This is a genomic window from Methanofollis sp. W23 (assembly GCF_017875325.1).
Lineage (GTDB): Archaea > Halobacteriota > Methanomicrobia > Methanomicrobiales > Methanofollaceae > Methanofollis.
In genome coordinates, this window is record NZ_JAGGMN010000001.1 from 490,292 (window position 1) to 506,655 (window position 16,364).

General features: G+C 61.0%; 16 protein-coding genes and 1 tRNA gene. 9 read left to right on the forward strand and 8 right to left on the reverse strand.

The genetic code is table 11. From position 1 onward, the window contains the following. Positions 1–10: 10 nt before the first annotated feature. On the reverse strand, positions 11–979 hold the full coding sequence (locus J2129_RS02025; protein WP_209629155.1) for a replication factor C small subunit: 969 nt from the start codon (positions 977–979) through the stop codon (positions 11–13). Positions 980–1,058: 79 nt separating this feature from the next. Here J2129_RS02025 and J2129_RS02030 point away from each other — a divergent pair, with 79 nt between their 5' ends. The 3 genes from J2129_RS02030 to J2129_RS02040 are packed head-to-tail and all read left to right on the forward strand — an operon-like array spanning position 1,059 to position 5,246. Beyond that, complete coding sequence (locus tag J2129_RS02030; protein WP_209629157.1) at positions 1,059–1,826, forward strand: hypothetical protein; 768 nt, start codon at positions 1,059–1,061, stop codon at positions 1,824–1,826. After that, positions 1,826–2,557: a metallophosphoesterase gene (locus J2129_RS02035; RefSeq protein WP_209629159.1), complete on the forward strand. Its 732-nt coding sequence runs from the start codon at positions 1,826–1,828 to the stop codon at positions 2,555–2,557. The genes J2129_RS02030 and J2129_RS02035 overlap by 1 nt, the downstream gene beginning before the upstream one ends. Beyond that, positions 2,484–5,246, forward strand: coding sequence for a DEAD/DEAH box helicase (locus J2129_RS02040; protein WP_209631219.1), 2,763 nt, complete (start codon positions 2,484–2,486; stop codon positions 5,244–5,246). Before J2129_RS02035 ends, J2129_RS02040 begins: the two co-directional genes overlap by 74 nt. Positions 5,247–5,253: 7 nt before the next feature. Here J2129_RS02040 and J2129_RS02045 read toward each other — a convergent pair whose 3' ends face one another. Further along, the gene (locus J2129_RS02045; protein ID WP_209629161.1) at positions 5,254–5,808 is read right to left on the reverse strand and encodes a TATA-box-binding protein; all 555 of its coding nucleotides are present in this window, start codon (positions 5,806–5,808) and stop codon (positions 5,254–5,256) included. Between the two features lie 209 nt (positions 5,809–6,017). Between J2129_RS02045 and J2129_RS02050 the strand changes: the two genes are divergently transcribed. From J2129_RS02050 to J2129_RS02060, 3 genes are all read left to right on the forward strand, one after another. Next, positions 6,018–6,488: a hypothetical protein gene (locus tag J2129_RS02050; protein ID WP_209629163.1), complete on the forward strand. Its 471-nt coding sequence runs from the start codon at positions 6,018–6,020 to the stop codon at positions 6,486–6,488. 209 nt (positions 6,489–6,697) lie between these two features. Continuing rightward, a tRNA-Leu gene (locus J2129_RS02055) sits at positions 6,698–6,782 on the forward strand. A 626-nt stretch (positions 6,783–7,408) separates the two neighbouring features. Further along, positions 7,409–8,266 carry a PepSY domain-containing protein gene (locus J2129_RS02060; RefSeq protein ID WP_209629165.1) on the forward strand — a complete coding sequence of 286 codons (858 nt, stop codon included), beginning with the start codon at positions 7,409–7,411 and terminating at the stop codon, positions 8,264–8,266. A gap of 17 nt (positions 8,267–8,283) precedes the next feature. Here J2129_RS02060 and speB read toward each other — a convergent pair whose 3' ends face one another. After that, entirely contained in the window at positions 8,284–9,150 is an 867-nt protein-coding gene (gene speB / locus J2129_RS02065) for an agmatinase (protein WP_209629167.1), read from the reverse strand. A gap of 50 nt (positions 9,151–9,200) precedes the next feature. Further along, entirely contained in the window at positions 9,201–9,581 is a 381-nt protein-coding gene (locus J2129_RS02070; RefSeq protein WP_209629169.1) for a translation initiation factor IF-5A, read from the reverse strand. Between the two features lie 67 nt (positions 9,582–9,648). On the opposite strand from J2129_RS02070, the gene J2129_RS02075 reads away from it, so the two are divergent. The 3 genes from J2129_RS02075 (at position 9,649) to J2129_RS02085 (ending at position 12,034) form a co-directional block, all read left to right on the forward strand. Next, complete coding sequence (locus J2129_RS02075) at positions 9,649–10,425, forward strand: bifunctional fructose-bisphosphatase/inositol-phosphate phosphatase (RefSeq protein ID WP_209629191.1); 777 nt, start codon at positions 9,649–9,651, stop codon at positions 10,423–10,425. 5 nt (positions 10,426–10,430) lie between these two features. After that, the gene (locus J2129_RS02080) at positions 10,431–11,249 is read left to right on the forward strand and encodes an NAD(+)/NADH kinase (protein ID WP_209629193.1); all 819 of its coding nucleotides are present in this window, start codon (positions 10,431–10,433) and stop codon (positions 11,247–11,249) included. 68 nt (positions 11,250–11,317) lie between these two features. Beyond that, positions 11,318–12,034, forward strand: a complete 717-nt coding sequence (locus J2129_RS02085) for a DUF169 domain-containing protein (RefSeq protein WP_209629196.1) — start codon at positions 11,318–11,320, stop codon at positions 12,032–12,034. 622 nt (positions 12,035–12,656) lie between these two features. On the opposite strand, the gene J2129_RS02090 is transcribed toward J2129_RS02085, so the two are convergent. The 4 genes from J2129_RS02090 to J2129_RS02105 all read right to left on the reverse strand — a co-directional run bounded on the left by J2129_RS02090 (position 12,657) and on the right by J2129_RS02105 (position 16,250). Beyond that, entirely contained in the window at positions 12,657–13,094 is a 438-nt protein-coding gene (locus tag J2129_RS02090; protein ID WP_209629198.1) for a hydrogenase maturation protease, read from the reverse strand. Between the two features lie 25 nt (positions 13,095–13,119). Next, a complete protein-coding gene (locus J2129_RS02095; RefSeq protein ID WP_348632278.1) occupies positions 13,120–14,007 on the reverse strand; it encodes a glycine betaine ABC transporter substrate-binding protein in 888 nt (295 codons plus the stop codon). A 244-nt stretch (positions 14,008–14,251) separates the two neighbouring features. Beyond that, positions 14,252–15,139: a glycine betaine ABC transporter substrate-binding protein gene (locus J2129_RS02100; RefSeq protein ID WP_209629201.1), complete on the reverse strand. Its 888-nt coding sequence runs from the start codon at positions 15,137–15,139 to the stop codon at positions 14,252–14,254. 232 nt (positions 15,140–15,371) lie between these two features. Then, positions 15,372–16,250, reverse strand: a complete 879-nt coding sequence (locus J2129_RS02105; protein ID WP_209629203.1) for a glycine betaine ABC transporter substrate-binding protein — start codon at positions 16,248–16,250, stop codon at positions 15,372–15,374. Between the last annotated feature and the right edge of the window lie 114 nt (positions 16,251–16,364).

Below are 16,364 nucleotides of genomic sequence, written 5' to 3' on the forward strand. Positions count from 1 at the left end.
GAGGGCCTCTTTACGCATGTTTCTGCGCAGAGAGGACGAAAAGGGCGATGAGAGCTTCCATCTGGATCTCGGCGTCGGCCCCTTCCGAGATCCTGAAGTCGGCCTCGCCGAGGTGGTCGATATAGGCGACCTTGAGGGCGGTGGGCATCTCGCCCCTGACGACGGCCTTGAAACACTGGTTGATGAGTTCGTTGGGGGCGATGCCGCGGTCGTGCATCAGGTACCTGAGCGTGCCTTCGGCGCCTGCAAAGTCGCCGGCCATCGAGGAGCCGAGGAGTTCGGCGATCTCGTCGGGGCGGGCGGTCGAGGTGGTCTCGTAGACCATCGTCTCGTCGATCTCAGGGGAGAGGATCGCCGCGCCCTGGAGAGCGTTGAGCGCCTTTCTCATATCTCCCTCTGCGATCTCGGCGATCGCCCGGACTGCAGTGTCTGAGACCGTAAGTTTCTCGATTGCGGCGACCCGCCTGACCTGCTCGGCGACTGCGCTCTCGTCAAGACGTTTGAACCGGTAGATCGCGCACCTGCTCTGGATGGGGTCGATGATCTTGGAAGAATAGTTGCAGGAGAGGATGAACCGGCAGGTCATGGCATAGTTCTCCATCGTCCGTCTCAGTGCCGCCTGGGCGTCGTTGGTGAGGGCGTCGGCCTCGTCCAGGAAGAGGATCTTGAAGGTCGCCCCGCCGAGGGGGGAAGTCCTGGCAAACTGTTTAATCTGGTTGCGGACCACGTCGATCCCACGCTCGTCTGAGGCGTTCATCTCCCTGAAGTTCATCTGCCAGGTCTCGCCGTAGAACTCCTTGGCGAGGGCGACCGCCGCGGTGGTCTTGCCGACCCCGGCCGGACCGGTGAAGAGCAGGTGAGGGAGGTCGCCGCTCCTGACATATGACCTCAACCGCTCGACGATCTCCGCCTGGCCCACCATATCGGCGAGCGTCTGCGGACGGTACTTCTCGATCCAGATGGTGCTGTTGCCCTCCATTATAGATTCAATTGTCTCCGCCCCAAGAATAATGCTCTCATCCTGATCTTTATTACCGGAGGGAGTACACGAATATCCCATGAATGAGCGGAGCGGACCGCCCGGCGGGTTGGAGGCGGCCGTGCGCCTCTTCGCCGGAGAACTCGCACAGACACGCATTTTTGAGGAGGACACCTTCCTCTCTCCGACCGGGGCGTGCGGGCGGCGGGTCTTCTTTGCCGGGGCTCTTACCGCCGTATGGACCGGCGAGGGTCGGGTCTATGCCAGGGCCGCCGATCCCACGGGCACCCTCCTCCTCTCTGCTGGGTGGCGGGAGAGCGAGGCGGCGTCGGCGTTGCAGGCGGCGTCGCCCCCGGCCTTTGTGGCGGCGAGCGGGAGAGTGGTGCAGGGTGAGATGGGAGTCTGCCTGGTGCCCGAGTCTGTGGTGCTGGCCTCGCGCCAGGTGCGCGACACCTGGGTGCTGCGGACCGCTGACCTGACACTCTCGCGGATCGAGGCGGTGATGGACCTCCTTGCCGGCGAGGGGGAGGACCAGGACGCCCGTGCTGCGGCCGAGCAGTATGCCCTGACACCTGATCTCCTTTCAGAATATGTGCAGATGGTGAAGGACGCCCTTGCAAGTGTGCACGAGGACGAGGACGGGGAGGGATCGGCGCCGCTCGACGCCCGTGCCCTCATCGTCGCTCTCCTGGAAGAGGCGCCGGGGCGGCGCGCCGCCGAGGCCGACCTTGTGGCGGCGGCGGCGGAGCGGGGCGTCGGGCAGGCCGAGGCCGAGGCGGCGATCGAGAGACTGATGGCCGAGGGTGATTGCTATATGCCTTCGACCGGGCAGGTCAGGCTGATCTGATGCGCCCGCAGTTTCTCCCCGACCTCCCGGCCCTCCTCGTCGAGGAGTGCCGGCGGGTGCTCGTCGTCGCCGACCTCCATTTCGGGATCGAGTCAGGGCTTGCAAGGGCAGGCGTGCATGTGCATAGCAGGAGTCGGGCGCGGGCCGCCCGCCTCATCGCCGCCATCGAAGAGACGAACCCTGACCTTGTCCTTCTCCTCGGCGACGTGAAGCATTCGGTCCCACTGACAAGCAGGCAGGAGTTCGCCGAACTCCCGCAGGTCTTTGCGGCGGTGCGGGCACGGGCCCCGCTCCGGGTCGTCCCTGGCAACCATGACGGCGGGATCGCGAGGTTCCTGGAGGAGGACGAACTTCTCCAGGCAGACGGTGTGGTCATCGACGGGGTCGGTTACCTCCACGGCCACACCCATCTGGCGCCCGCTCTCCGCGGCGGTCTGGTCGTGGCCGGGCACCTCCATCCGGCGGTGACCCTCTGCGACGAGGTGGGGTGTTCGCTGCGGGCCGAACCTGCCTATGTGTACACCCCGCTCATCGGCGAGTACGAAGGGACGCGTCTCCTCGCAATCCCGGCCGCCTGCGAATTTTCCGGGGGCGTGGACGTCCTCGAACTCCCCCAGAGCGGGCTTGGGCCGCTGGCGCGGTGCATCGATGAAGAACATGCCGAGGTATGGCTACGTGACGGGACATATATCGGGACCTTCGGAGAGATCAGAGAACAGCGACGTGCTTGAACTCCTCAGGCCGGAGGTGCGGGCGCTCATCGAGGAGCGCGGGTTTGAGGATCTCTCTGAGGCGCAGATGGGGGCCATCCCCCCGCTCCTTGCCGGCGAGCACCTGGTGCTCATCGCCCCGACCGGGACCGGCAAGACCGAGAGCGCGATGTACCCGGTCTTCAACACCCTCCTCTCCTCCTCTGGCCCCGGGTTCAGGGCACTTTACATCACTCCTCTGCGTGCCCTCAACCGCGACATCCTCGGGCGCCTCACCTGGTGGTGCGAGCGGCTCGGACTCACGGTCGGGGTGCGCCACGGCGACACTCCGCAGAGTGAGAGGAGAAAACAATCTCTCCATCCGCCAGACCTCCTCATCACCACTCCTGAGACGGTGCAGGCCCTCTTCATGGGCAAGAGGCTCAGGAAACATCTCGAGCAGATCACCCATGTCGTCGTCGACGAGGTCCACGAACTTGCCGGGAACAAGCGTGGCGCCCAGCTCGCCGTGGCCCTGGAACGTCTCCAGGAGTACGCCGGCGAGTTCCAGCGGGTCGGGCTCTCGGCCACCGTCGGGAACCCTGACGAGATCGGACGCTTCCTCTGCGGGGAGCGGCCTTTCACCCTGGTGGAGGTGCCGGTCGCCGCACACCTCGACCTCGGGGTGCGGTGCTGCGCCGGCGAGTTTGGCGAGCAGGCGAAGTGCGTCGAGGAGATGATCGACGCCGAACCCTCGTCCCTGGTCTTCGTGAACACCAGGGTGACCGCCGAGGCGCTGGGCCACGCTCTCCACGAGCGCGGGGACGTCGAGGTCCACCACGGTTCGCTCTCCAGAGAGGTGCGGGTCGATGCCGAAGACCGGTTCAGGGCCGGGGGGGTGCGGGCGCTCATCTGCACCTCCTCGATGGAACTCGGGATCGATATCGGGCACATCGCCCATGTGCTCCAGTTCGGGAGCCCGAGAGAGGTGGCGCGCCTGGTCCAGCGGGTCGGCCGCGCCGGGCACCACCTCCATGCGGTCTCGCGCGGCACCGTCCTTGCCACCGGCTTCGACGACCTCCTCGAGTCTCTGGTGATCATCCGCCGGGCGCGGGCCGGCGAGGTGGAGAGGGTCGAGCCCTATGTCAATGCCGCCGACGTCCTCGCCAATGCCGTCGACGCGATGGCGGTGGAGTACGGCGAGGTCCCCCTGGAAAAGATCCGCGAGGTCGTCGAACGCTCAGGATGTTTCGAGGACGCCGGACCGCTCCTGGACCGGGTCTGCCGCCAGATGGTCGGCCACCGCCTGATCAGGCTCGAAGCCGAGGGACCGGCGACGCGGGTGGTCACGACAGGCCGCGCCCGGCGTTACCTCTACTCCAACCTCTCGATGATCCATGACGAACGCAAGGTGCCGGTCTTCGACATCGTTGCGAGGCGGACGGTCGGGACGCTGGACGAGTCGTTCGTGGTCAGTTCCCTCTACCCTGGCGCGGTCTTCATCACACGCGGCGAACTCTGGCGGGTGCTCGAGTTCGAGGAGGGGACGCTCACCGTCGAACCGGCACGGGAGGCGAGGGGCGAACTCCCTTCATGGGAGGGCGAGCAGATCCCGGTCCCGTACGAGGTGGCGCAGGAGGTCGGGGCGTTGCGCCGGACGCGTGACCTTGCCGCCTACACCCCTGACGCCGGGGCGATCGCCTTCGCCGACCGGATGTTTGCGCGGATGGACGAGAGCGGAGCGCCGGTCCCGACCGACCGCCTCATCACCATCGAAGAATCTGACGAAGGCGTGGTCTGCAACATCTGCGCCGGGCACCTGGCAAACGAGGCGATCGCACGGGTGCTCTCCATCCTCATCTCGGCACGGACCGGCACCTCGATCGGGACCGAGACCGGGGCGTACAGAGCGGTGTTGAGACTCCCGAAGAGCGTGAAGCCCGCCGACGTCCGCGACCTTCTCCTTGCCACCGACCCGACGCACCTTGGCGGGATCCTCCGTCTCGCCCTCCGCCACACCGCCCTCTTCAAGTGGAAACTTGTCCAGGTGGCCAAGAAGTTCGGGGCCATCGACGCCGACGCCGATTACGAGAAGTTCAGCCTCCACCGGTTGCTCGAAACCTTCAACGACACGGTCGTCGCCGACGAGGCCTACAACGAACTCTTCAGGGCGTATATGGACGTCGAAAAGGCCGCCGAGGTCTTCAGGGCGGTGCAGAACGGAGAGGTCGGCGTCGAGGTCGGGAGGCTGTCGGCGATCGGGGCCGAGGGGCTTTCGTCGTCGCACGACCTTGTCCCGCCCCCTTCCATCGACCATGCCGTCATCTCGACCCTCAAGCGCCGTCTTGCCGGCGACAGGGTCGTCCTCTTCTGCATGCACTGCAAGGCATGGACGAGTAGGACGCATGTCGAGCGGGTGGCCGAGAAACCGCAGTGCCCGAAGTGTTCGGCCCGCCTCATCGCCGCCCTCAAACCCTGGGAAGAGGAGACGACCCGTGCCATGAAGAAAAAGAAAAAAAGTGCGGAGGAGCGGGCGGCCGAGAGACGGTTTATGCAGAACGCAAACCTCGTCCTCTCCTATGGGAAACCGGCCGTCGTCGCCCTGGCCGCACGGGGAGTCGGTCCCGAGACCGCCGCACGGGTCCTTGCGCGGTCACGGGGCGAAGAGAGTTTTTACCGGGAAATATTGAAAGCAGAGAGGAATTATCTCCTCACCCGCAGGTTCTGGTGAGCGCCCCTCACATAATGCTCTCGAGCTTCTGCTCGAGGAAGTCGAGGCCACGCTTGATGTCGTCGAGGTTCTTCCCGCCGGTGAGGATGATCTTGCCTGAGGAGAAGAGGAGAGCCACGATCTTTGGGTCCTTGATCCGGTAGACAAGTCCAGGGAACTGCTCGGGTTCGTACTCGATGTTCTCGAGGTTGAGGGTGATGACAACCTTGTTGAGGTTGATGTACCTGCCGATATCGTACGAGCAGACGATGTTGGTGATCCCGACCTGGGGCTCGTCGTAGGTGTCGACTCCCGCCTCTTTGAGCGAGGAGACGATGATGTTGAGGCCTTTATAGAGGTCTTCCTTCTTCCTGATCCCGGTCAGGACCACCTTGCCCGACGAGAAGATCAGGGAGGCGATCTTCGGGTCGGTGATCCGGTAGACCGCGCCAGGGAAACGTTTGGTGTTCAGTTCGCAGTTTGCGACTTTCTGGGAGACCTCGCCCAGGTCGATGGAATCCGCGATGACACCAGATGCAACGATATTTTCGATCTTTAGTGACTCGTACCTTGAATCATCCATTATTTATGTGTGCATCCCCTCGCACTATAATACTAACTGGAAATCTTTATGATACGTTGAGTGCTCCGGGTATTGGCGCATAATCTGACAGATCCCGTGGCCCGGATCACCCCCCGGGCGCGTCAGACGCGGTTTCAATGGTCGTGTCCCGAAATAACGCCGGGACGTCCCCCGGGCTTTCGAGGATTCCTCTTGATTGGTCAGGGGGCGTGGACAACGGTCTTCCAGGGTCGCCGGGGTCAGGAGAGATCTCAGGGGGCTCTTCTGTCTTCACCTCGATGGGGGGAGGGGAAGAGAGGCATGAACCGAAGAAAGGCTTCCTCTCTTTGGTGGGGAGGGGTCGCCGTTCGAGAATCCATGACTTTCTGGCCCTGCAGAACCTCTTCTTTTTTCATCACCATACCCTCTCTCTGGCTCACGCCGGAGGCGTGTCCCGGGATCCCCTGGATGACGATAGGGACGGGAAGGCTGGAAAAAAGATCCTGAAAGGCGAGATGTTGTCTGTTGCCTCTCTTCGTGCGGGAGGTTCGGGGGGCGGCATGCCACGCCCCCGCCAGAGAGATTCATCAAGAGGATTTCTACAGAGCCGAAAGGATGCACTTCAGTTCGAAAAAATGTTCACTCCAAGAGAGTTTTGGAATATGCTCATGGCAAACCCGTGCCGATTCTTGAAGGCGTGATGATCAGATCGCTCCTCCAGAACAAGAGCGCCGGTCCACAGACCCAGGGACCCACGAGAGTGTGCAGCCACATATGCGCGGGGCCTGGTAGTCCACGGGCCGCATATCCCCTGTCTCCTCCCCTGCCCGGGAACCACAGCCTCCATGCCGGGTCGGCGAGGGCGTCTGGCCAATATCTTTATTTTCGAGGAGCGACAATAGGTAATAACGCGAGGGTTGCCGAGCCAGGCCAAAGGCGTTAGGTTCAGGGCCTAATCTCGTAGGAGTTCGAGCGTTCGAATCGCTCCCCTCGCACTTCGTTTCTGAGATCTTCTTTTGAAAGAGCGTATGCCCTCAGTGTTCGAGTGTTCCAACTGGGGGTCCTGTAGAAATCCTCCCCCTCTTCGTTGCCCAACCATGCCTTCCCACGCCACCGCGCCGGGAGGTTCACCCCCCGGACCCCTGGGATGGCGATAGGGGCGGGAAGGCAGAGTGATTGATCGTGAAGACGGGTTGCGATCCCCTGGCTATCTTCATCCAGGGGGTCTCGGGCGGCAGTCGCCCCCGTCGAAAGGCCGTGGGAAGGCGGGGGACACACATTCTCCCTGCGATACGTGAGGGTTTCTACAAGGCCAGAATTTCAGAAAAGAAGCACTTCGGTTTGAAGGGATCTGCTCCAGGTCTGCGTGAAGCGAGATCTCTCTGCAGACCCGAAAGTGCAGGACAATTCAGGAGAGTGTCTCCGGGCATTTACAGGGGACGATACTTTGAGATATGGTGCATCTCCACGCCTGTGAGGGCCGGTGAAACCGGCCCGACACCGCGCTCTCCCCGCGGCCCCGCGACACGATCACGGCCAACACAGAACCCACATATACCCCGGAGACCATAGCCGGACCTGTGAACGACCTATGGCACCCTCACAGAAACCCCGGAAAAAGATGGGGCAGTACCATGTGATCTCTCTTCTTGTCGCCGCCCTCCTTACAGGATGCGTCCTGGTGGGGGCCGCAGTGCTCCTCTCCCCAGGTGAAGAGAACCAGGTGAGTGTACAGGCCGATATGAACGAGAGCGCCGCCTCGGCGATCGTACACGCCGCAGTCCCCGCCGCAGAGACGCCGATACAGGGCACCCTCGTCGGCGACGCACCTGACGCCCGGGTCTGGGAGTTTGAGGTCTCCTCAAAAGAACAGGGATCAGGCGTGATCGGGATCGACGCAAAAACCGGAGAGGTCGTGTACGCCTACGGCGAGATCGCGGATCGTGCGGGGGTGAATACCGGCATCAGCATGGAGGAGGCAGGGGCGATCGCCGGGAATTCTCTGAAGGGCGAGGAGGTTGCAAGCACCCTCGCCGGCCCGGAAGTGTCGTACGAACCCCCACACTTTGCCGGTGATATCGGGCGCTACCGCGTCGCGTATACGCGGGTGATCGACGGGATCCCCTCCCTGGACGGCGTCACGATCTCCATAGATCCAGAGACCGGCACAGTTCTGAAATATCATATCTATTGGGATCTCCCCGAGACGATCGAGCCCGACCCGACCCCGACTCTCTCCGCCGCAGAGGCCGGCGAGATCCTGACGGCCGCCATGGAAGAGAGGCGCGGGTCTGAGGGGATGAAGGTCCTCTCGACCGAGTTGTGGTGGTATGACCGGGGGGAAGGCGAGCAGATCTCTCTGGCCTGGAAGGTCGAGTTTGAAGACGATTCTATCAGGTCTTATGAGACAGACCCGGCGAGCGCCTGGATCGATGCCCATACTGGAGAAGAACTCTTCCTCTCCTACTATCTCGACTGAAGAAATGAAGAGAGGGCCTAGACCTTCTCTTTCCCCGCCCAGTTCCAGGCGATGAACTCTCTGATCAATTTTGCGGCGACGGCCGCAGTCTGGCCGGCGTCGACCGGGCAGACCTCGACATAGTCGAAGCCCGACGCCTGTGCGGCAAAGCCCCGCACCACGCTCCGCAGGTCCCAGGTGGTGATCCCGAAGGGCTCAGGCGTCCCAAGACCTGGGGTGAGACAGCAGTCGACGGCGTCGGCATCGATGGAGAGATACAGGCTCCGGTCCCCGACCGCTGCCTGTATCTCCTCGATCACCGAACCGATCCCCCGCTCCCGCACCTCGTCGGCAGAATACACGTGGATATGCTCAGACTCCCCGGCAAGTTCGAACTCCTCTGCAGGCCCGCTTCTGGCCCCGATAACGAAGATGTCCTCGACCCCCAGGTCCATCACCCGGTGGGTCGCGCAGGCGTGGTTCCACTGTGTCCCGCCAAACTCGTCGCGCAGGTCCAGGTGGGCGTCGCAGACGACATAGCACTGGGGCTTAATCGCCCTGACCGCGCCCGGCGTCAGCGTATGCTCGCCGCCGATCATGATCGGAACCTTCCCGTCTGCCGCGATCATCGCCGCCGTGTCCTCCACCTGCTCGACCACCAGGTCGGGAAGGGAGAGCGGTTCGATATCGCCGAGGTCGATGACCGGCACCTCCCAGAGGTCGACGCCGATGCCCGGGATATAAGTCTCGAAATTGTACGATACGGCCCTGATTGCACCCGGCGCCTCGCGCGACCCCGCGCGATACGACGACGTGCCGTCATAAGGCACGCCGAAGACCACATACCGTGCATCGGTATATTCGGTCTCGGCGTCCGCAAAAAGATTATTTAAGAATACTTCCATGCGTGTGCACCCCTGGTGCGCCACACGGCCACGAAGGCCGGGCGGCAGGCTCAGAGGTCCAGTTTCCGCTTACCGAGTGCCTCAAGGTATGGGATCTCTTTCCCTGCTTCAAGTCCGGCGAGCTGATCCTCAGCGAGGTCGATCTCGAACATCTCGAAGTCCTTGACGTCCATCAACTGCACCGTGCTGCCGGCGACCGAGATGACCTGCGCCAGTTTGCGCTCGACGATCGGCACATAGACCTTTGCCGATACCGGCTGCACAATGGAACGCTTCTGCCCGTCGAAGATCCCGACCACGTCGATACGTGCCTTTGCCGCACCGTGCTTACCAGGCTTGGAGGTGGAGATCGAGAGAATCTTGCAGGGTTCATCATCGACCACAACGTACCTGCCTTCCTTTAACTTTCCTGTCTCAGTTTGTTCCTTCATCGAGTTCACGCTCGCAGTAGTAATTTATCTGAAAGGCAGTAAATAAATACAACGCACGAGCGTTTCCATGGACTTCATACAATGGTGCGGGCACCTGGCCGACAGAGTGGAGGAGGCGGTCAGGGAGATCGCAGGCACGCCGGAAGGTGGGCGATATATCAAGATGGGTGCCGACGGCACCCCGACCGAGAAGATCGACCAGGTCGCGGAGGACTGCGTCGTGGCGGCTTTGCAGGAGGAACCGGTCTGCAAACGTCTCATCTCTGAGGAACTCGGGAGTATGGAAGTCGGCGGAGAGAAGGGCACGATCTACCTCGACCCTGTCGACGGGACCTACAACGCGGTGCACGGGATCCCCTTCTACACCCTCTCGATCGGCTACGGCGAGGACGGCATTCTGAAAAAAGGGTTTATCAGGGACCTGTGCACACACGAGACCTTCTGGGGAGAAACAGGCAAGGGCGCATATGTTGACGGCCGTCCATGCCAGGTCTCAGACACCGCCTATCTCAAGGACAGCGCCCTCTCGGTCTATGGACGGAAGTTCGACCCAAGCACCGTCCTCCCCCTCGGGCAGCAGATCCGGCGGTGGCGGCTCCTTGGTGCTTCTTCGCTTGAACTGGCCTATGTCGCCTGCGGGCGACTCGACGGGTTCGTGGACGTCAGGAACACCCTGCGGGTCACCGACGCCGCTGCGGGGATCGTCCTCTGCGAGGCGGCAGGGGGTATGGTCACCGACCTGGACGGCCACCCGATCACCTTCCCTGACGAGGTGAGTATGGGGCGCTGTCTCATCGCCACGAACGGCGTCATCCACAACAAAGTCATCGAATATCTGAGGTAAAATACGTGAAAACACTCCTGATATCGCGAATAGACATTCCTGAGGTACTGGCCTATGCCGCTGAAGTGGAAGCTCTCCTCCTCTCGTACGGCTACCATGTGGCCATCGAGGGGAGCACGGCGATCGCCATGGGTCGGGAGGACGAAGCAGAGTGGCTCGACGAGACCGACGCCGACATCGTCGTCGCGATCGGGGGGGACGGGACCGTGCTCCTTGCCGTCCAGAAGATGAGACGGCAGATCCCGGTGATCGGGATCAACAAGGGGCATGTCGGGTTTCTCGCCGAACTTGAGTCCGCAGAGGTGCCGGCGTTCTTCCGCAACCTCCAGAGGCGGATGCGCCTCGAACTGCGGATGCGGATCGCCCTGAGCATCGGGGACAAGTATCTGGGCGAGGCTCTCAATGAGGCGGTGGTCGTCACTGCCAGGCCGGCCAAGATGCTCAAGTTCACCATCGTCATCGACGGGGTGGCAGTCGAGGAGTTCAGGGCCGACGGTCTCGTCCTTGCCACCCCGACCGGTTCGACGGCCTATGCGATGAGCGGCGGCGGCCCGATCGTCGACCCCAAATTCGATGGGTTTCTCCTTGTCCCGCTTGCACCCTACATGCTCTCCTCGCGCCCGCACCTCATCGACAGCAGTCGGGACCTGAAGATCAGGTTGGAGAGCGCAAAGCCGGCCCAGCTTGTGCTTGACGGGCGCGGCAATGTTCCTATCGGCACCAGCGTCGAACTCACGGTCAGGCGAGCCGAAAACCCGGCGGTCTTCATCGATGCCGGGAAAAATTTCTTCCTGAAGGTCCGCGAGAAACTTCATTCTCTCTGAGCCCGGATTTACCTCCATGGCGACATTTTTTATCTTCTGAATTAGAGTAGAGAGTGGAGGCAATCTCAATGGATGACATAAGAACCACAATCGATTATGAAAAAGTCTCTGAGAGCCTGAAAGAAACCCTTGGTCTCTCTGGGTCTCCGGTCGCCGTAAAGTTCGTACGAACAGAGGAAGAGATCCCTGAGGGCGTCGCGGCGCTCGACGAGACCACCCGTCACTGCCAGATGGTCAGCATGGCCAGGAAGGAAGGGAAGATCTTCTATGCACCTGTCGACAAGCACTCGTGCTCTGGCGGTGCATGGGCCCTCGGTCTCAAGGGACTCACCCCGAGCCTGAAGAGCGGCGAGTTCTATTTCAAACTCGGGAAGTTCGACACCTGGGCGGCGTGCAAGCGGACCATCGACAGCATCCCGCACCTGGAGTCGGGGACGACCTATGCCACGATGTATGCCCCACTTGAGAAGACGCCTTTCACCCCGACAGTCGTTCTCATCGTGGCCGAGGCCAGGATAATGCTCAAACTTGCCCAGGCCGTGCTGTACAAACTCGGCGGCAGGATCGAGGCAAACTTCTCCGGCATCCAGTCGGTCTGCGCCGACACCGCCGCTCAGACCTACCTCAACGGCAAGGTGAACTTCTCCCTTGGGTGCGACGGGTCCAGGAAGTTCTCAGGGATCGAGGACGGCGAGATGGTCATGGGCATCCCGGTCGAACTCCTGCCCGAGATCGCCGAGGCCATCCCGGTCGTCACCGGCGCACCTGGCTCGGTCAAGAAGTAAAAAAGGGTCAGGACTTCCTGATCTGAAATCTTTCTTTTTTTGGCTCTGTAGAACCCCTCACCACTTCTTGGTGTAAACATAACTCCTCCACCTTCCCCCATCCCCGCGCCGGGGGCTCTGCCCCCGGATCCCCCGGGATGAAGATTGGACCGGGAAGGCGCATTCAACGTTCTTGAAGAAGGTAATACGTTCTTCGACCAATCGTGTGGCGGGGGTCCGGGGGTGCACCCCCGGCGCGATTTGAGGTGGGAAGGCGTGTGATCTGAAGGCTACTCTGGCAGATCTATAGGGATTTCTACAGAGCCGATTTTTCTTTTTTTGGCTCTGTAGAATCCGGCATGGTCCCGGGTGGAGTTCATGCAGAGGGGATGAGAATTTTTCATCGCTTGATCTCCCATATGAAGAGAGAAGAATCGGTGGGAGATGTGTTCAGTTCGCCGCCCCCGGCCAAAGAAAACTGTCCTGAGGATTTCTACAGGGCCTGAACTTGAAGATGGTGTTGCCGTTCCCGACCAATCGTGCGGGGAGGGTCTGGGGGGTGGTGCACCCTTCCGACGCGAGATGATGGGAAAAATTCTGTGGTGGGGCTGGCCACTCCATCACAGGCCCCTCCTGCGCCCCCTTACTCCTCCACCATCTGGAGCACCCGCCGGCACGCCTCAGGGACGGCCGCCTCCACCTCAGGAGTCAACTCGCGTGAGAACGCCTCGATCTCCCCCCCCTCGACCCCGACGATGACCACCTCGGCGGTCACCCCGACCTCGCGGGCAAGGGCGAGCGTCTCGGCGATCCCGAGGTCATGAAGAGACATCGGGAAGACCGAGGAGGGGGGCACCTCGTGGAAGACCTGCACCTCGCCGGGAGTTCCCATCCCGGTCGTCGCATCGACGATGACGATACGGTCGTAGCCCTCCATCAGGGGGATGAGCCCAAACCCGCCAAGCCCCCCGTCGATGATATCGAGTTCAGGGTGATCTGCAGAGAGCGCTTCCATCACGGCATGGCCGACGCCGTCATTGCCCATATAGGGGTTTCCGCAGGTGATAATACGGACCTTCATCAGAAAAAAGGGGCGGTTGGTAGTATTATGCCTTCCCAAGCCAGGCATCGACCTGGTCCGGGTGGGCGTCAAGCCACTTGTTTGCGGCCTCGGTCTCTGTCATCCCATCGTCGATATCAAGCATCACCGACTCCATGTCCTCAGGGGTCCAGTGGAAGCGCTGGAGGATCGCGTAGGCCTCGGGATCGTCCTCTGCCAGGCCCTGGCGTGCAAGGGTGGCGACATGTTCCTCCCCGCCATAGATCCCCTTCGGGTCCTCAAGGTACTTCAGGTCCCAGCGTGCGAACTTCCAGTGCGGGGTCCACCCGGTGACCACGATCCAGTCCTCGTTCTGCACTGCCTTCCTGAGAGCCGAGGCCATGCCGGCACTCGAACTGGAGACCAGAGTATACTCGAGGTCGTAGTCCTCGATCGCCTCCTCGGTCGCCGCCATGATCCCGGCACCAGGTTCGATGCCGATGATCTTCCCGTCGAACTGGTCCCTGACTCCGTTCATCTCCTCGATCGAGTCGATGGTCACGTAGGCCGGGACGACCAGTCCGATCCTGGTGCCGTTCATGTTGATGGCGACCTCATCGACCTGGTCCCCGAACTCCTCCATATAGGCCTGGTGGGTTCGTGGCAGCCACGACGAGACGGTGAAATCGAATTCGCCTTTTGCAAGTCCCTGGTAGAGGGGGGCGGCATCGACCGCGATGAGCGTGACATCATACCCTGCTTCCTCGAAGACCTGCTTGATCACGTTGGTGCTTGCGATCTCAGAGTCCCAGAGGACATACCCGATGGAGATCGACTTCGGTTCTGTGGTCCCGTCAGGGGGAGAGCCATCGTCGCCGGTACACCCGGCGGCGAAGAGACATGCAACGGTCAGGAGAGCGACAAGGATATATGTACATATTTTAGATTGCATCATACACATCATTCCAGCATCTTTTTCATACCGTCTCCGGCAGGGGGCGCTGCCCCTCTGGTCGAGCGCGATTCATCAGCCCCTCCATGACTGTCACTATGCTCATCACCCCAGGGGAATGAGCAGAAAAATCGTTTCACTACAGCGTGTCCGATACTGACGCTGCCCGAACATCTGGTGGCGCAGACAATTGGACCGGGCCTACACCTGAAAAAAAGGAAGTCAGTATTATTATAGTTTTATATTCTCATGCCGTCTTCCCGAGCCAGGCATCGACCTGCTCAGGATGGGCCTCGACCCACTTCGCCGCCGCATCTTCGGCCTTCATGCCATCTTCGATATCAAGCATCACGGTGTTCATATCCTCGGCAGTCCAGTGGAACCGTTCGAGGATCGCGTAGGCCTCGGGGTCGTCCTCGGCCAGGCCAGGACGTGCAAAGGTGGCGATATACTCGTCCTTCCCAAAGACGTCCTGGGGTTCGTCCAGGAACTTCAGGTCCCAGCGTGCGAACTTCCAGTGCGGCACCCATCCCGTGACCACGACCCATTCGTCGCGGTCGACCCCTCTCTTCAGGGCGCTGACCATCCCGGCAGTGGAACTCGGGACCAGTTCATAGTCCAGGCCATAGGCTTCGATCAATTTCTCGGCCGTATGCATGGTCCCTGAACCTGGGTCGATCCCATAGATCTTGCCGCCGAACTTCTCTTTGACGGCCGGGTCGTTGAGGTCTTCCACCGAGTCGATGGTCACATAGGTCGGGACGACCAGTCCGATGAGCGCCCCGCCTTCGAGGTTCTTTCTGACCAGGTCGATCTGGTCGCCGTACTTGTCCCAGTACGTCTTCTGCGTCACCGGGAGCCATCCTGAGACCGAACAGTCGATGCTTCCCTGTGCCAGTCCCTCGAAGAGAGGGGCAGCGTCGATAGCAGTGATGGTGACATCATAGCCTGCTTTCTCAAAGACCTGCTTGATCACGTTGGTGCTTGCGATCTCAGAGTCCCAGAGGACGTATCCAATAGAGATCGACTTCTGTTCGGAAGACTGTGCACCTTCACCTGTGCATCCGGCAGTGAAAGCCGATGCAACAACAAGGAAGCCGATAAAGAGGTATACAAGACCTTTGATATGTTTCATTCAATCACACAGCACTGCAAGATCACGCTCATGCAGTATGAGCGGGCTAAAGTCCAGGGCCAGACCGGGGTGCTGAACGGTGGTTGCACTCTTCGCCCCGGTTGCCCTCTGGCGTTTCACCAAGAAATATGCTAGATGTTGGCTACGTGTCCGATGCCATTTGTTCAGATAATGGTTGAGAGAGGCGATGGCCCGGACTTTTACCCAAAAAGTAGAATGGTTGTCTATCTTTTTATGCTTTGCTGCCGGTCCAGGCCTCGACCTGGTCGGGATGACTCTGTACCCACTTCTCTGCTGCCTCCTCAGGCGTCATGCCGTGCTCTTCCATGTCATACATCACCGAGGCCATATCTTCGGGCGTCCAGGTGAAACGTTCCAGGACCGCATAAAGGTCGGGCATCTTGTCTTTGAGTCCCTGCCGGGCGTAGGTGGCGATGTATTCCTCGTCGCCGTACACGTTCTCCGGGTCCTCAAGGTACTTCAGGTCCCACCTGATGAACTTCCAGTGCGGCGACCATGCGGTGACCACGACCCACTCGTCCCGATCGATCGCAGACTTCAACGATGCAAGCATCCCCACCTCGCTGCCAGACTGGAGCGTATACTCAAGGCCGTACGCCTCGATCGCCTCGTCGGTCCCCTGCATGATCCCGGCGCCGGGTTCGATGCCGATGATCGTCCCGTCGAATTTATCCCTGACCCCGTTCAGTTCATCGATCGAGTCGATGGGGACATACGTGGGGACGGCAAGTCCGCACCGTGTCCCGATGAGGTTCTTGCGTACAAAATCGATCTTGTCCTCGTACTTGTCCAGATAATTTCCATGGCAGGTCGGGAGCCATGCATCCACGATGAAGTCCACATCGCCACTGGCGACGGCCGCCCAGGCGATCCCGACATCCACCTCCTTGATAGTGATGGCATATCCGGCGTCTTCAAGCACCTCTTTGAGCACATGGGCACTCGACTGCGCCGTCCCGTAGGGGGTGCTGACAAGGGTCGCTTCTTTTTCGACGCTACTCACGTCTCCGCCGGTGCCGGTACACCCGGTGATGAGGACACAGGCAACGGCAAGGAGACCGATAACAAAAATTATGCAACTTTTTCTCATGTTCATCAATCAAGATAGAAATTGTGTTCGTCGGTCGGTACGACTGAGCGCCATGGCTCAGGTTCATCCGGTCGGGAACAATTCGCCGGTCTCTTGCAGTGCAGAGTTCTCAGG

What these genes read in the sequence shown, in the direction of transcription:
- J2129_RS02085 (WP_209629196.1), top strand. Translation starts at nt 11,318, where the DNA reads ATGGATGACATAAGAACCACAATCGATTATGAAAAAGTCTCTGAGAGC.
- J2129_RS02040 (WP_209631219.1), top strand. Translation starts at nt 2,484, where the DNA reads ATGCCGAGGTATGGCTACGTGACGGGACATATATCGGGACCTTCGGAG.
- speB (WP_209629167.1), bottom strand. Translation starts at nt 9,150, where the DNA reads ATGGAAGTATTCTTAAATAATCTTTTTGCGGACGCCGAGACCGAATAT.
- J2129_RS02100 (WP_209629201.1), bottom strand. Translation starts at nt 15,139, where the DNA reads ATGAAACATATCAAAGGTCTTGTATACCTCTTTATCGGCTTCCTTGTT.
- J2129_RS02035 (WP_209629159.1), top strand. Translation starts at nt 1,826, where the DNA reads ATGCGCCCGCAGTTTCTCCCCGACCTCCCGGCCCTCCTCGTCGAGGAG.
- J2129_RS02060 (WP_209629165.1), top strand. Translation starts at nt 7,409, where the DNA reads ATGGGGCAGTACCATGTGATCTCTCTTCTTGTCGCCGCCCTCCTTACA.
- J2129_RS02045 (WP_209629161.1), bottom strand. Translation starts at nt 5,808, where the DNA reads ATGGATGATTCAAGGTACGAGTCACTAAAGATCGAAAATATCGTTGCA.
- J2129_RS02070 (WP_209629169.1), bottom strand. Translation starts at nt 9,581, where the DNA reads ATGAAGGAACAAACTGAGACAGGAAAGTTAAAGGAAGGCAGGTACGTT.
- J2129_RS02095 (WP_348632278.1), bottom strand. Translation starts at nt 14,007, where the DNA reads ATGATGCAATCTAAAATATGTACATATATCCTTGTCGCTCTCCTGACC.
- J2129_RS02105 (WP_209629203.1), bottom strand. Translation starts at nt 16,250, where the DNA reads ATGAGAAAAAGTTGCATAATTTTTGTTATCGGTCTCCTTGCCGTTGCC.
- J2129_RS02090 (WP_209629198.1), bottom strand. Translation starts at nt 13,094, where the DNA reads ATGAAGGTCCGTATTATCACCTGCGGAAACCCCTATATGGGCAATGAC.
- J2129_RS02075 (WP_209629191.1), top strand. Translation starts at nt 9,649, where the DNA reads ATGGACTTCATACAATGGTGCGGGCACCTGGCCGACAGAGTGGAGGAG.
- J2129_RS02030 (WP_209629157.1), top strand. Translation starts at nt 1,059, where the DNA reads ATGAATGAGCGGAGCGGACCGCCCGGCGGGTTGGAGGCGGCCGTGCGC.
- J2129_RS02025 (WP_209629155.1), bottom strand. Translation starts at nt 979, where the DNA reads ATGGAGGGCAACAGCACCATCTGGATCGAGAAGTACCGTCCGCAGACG.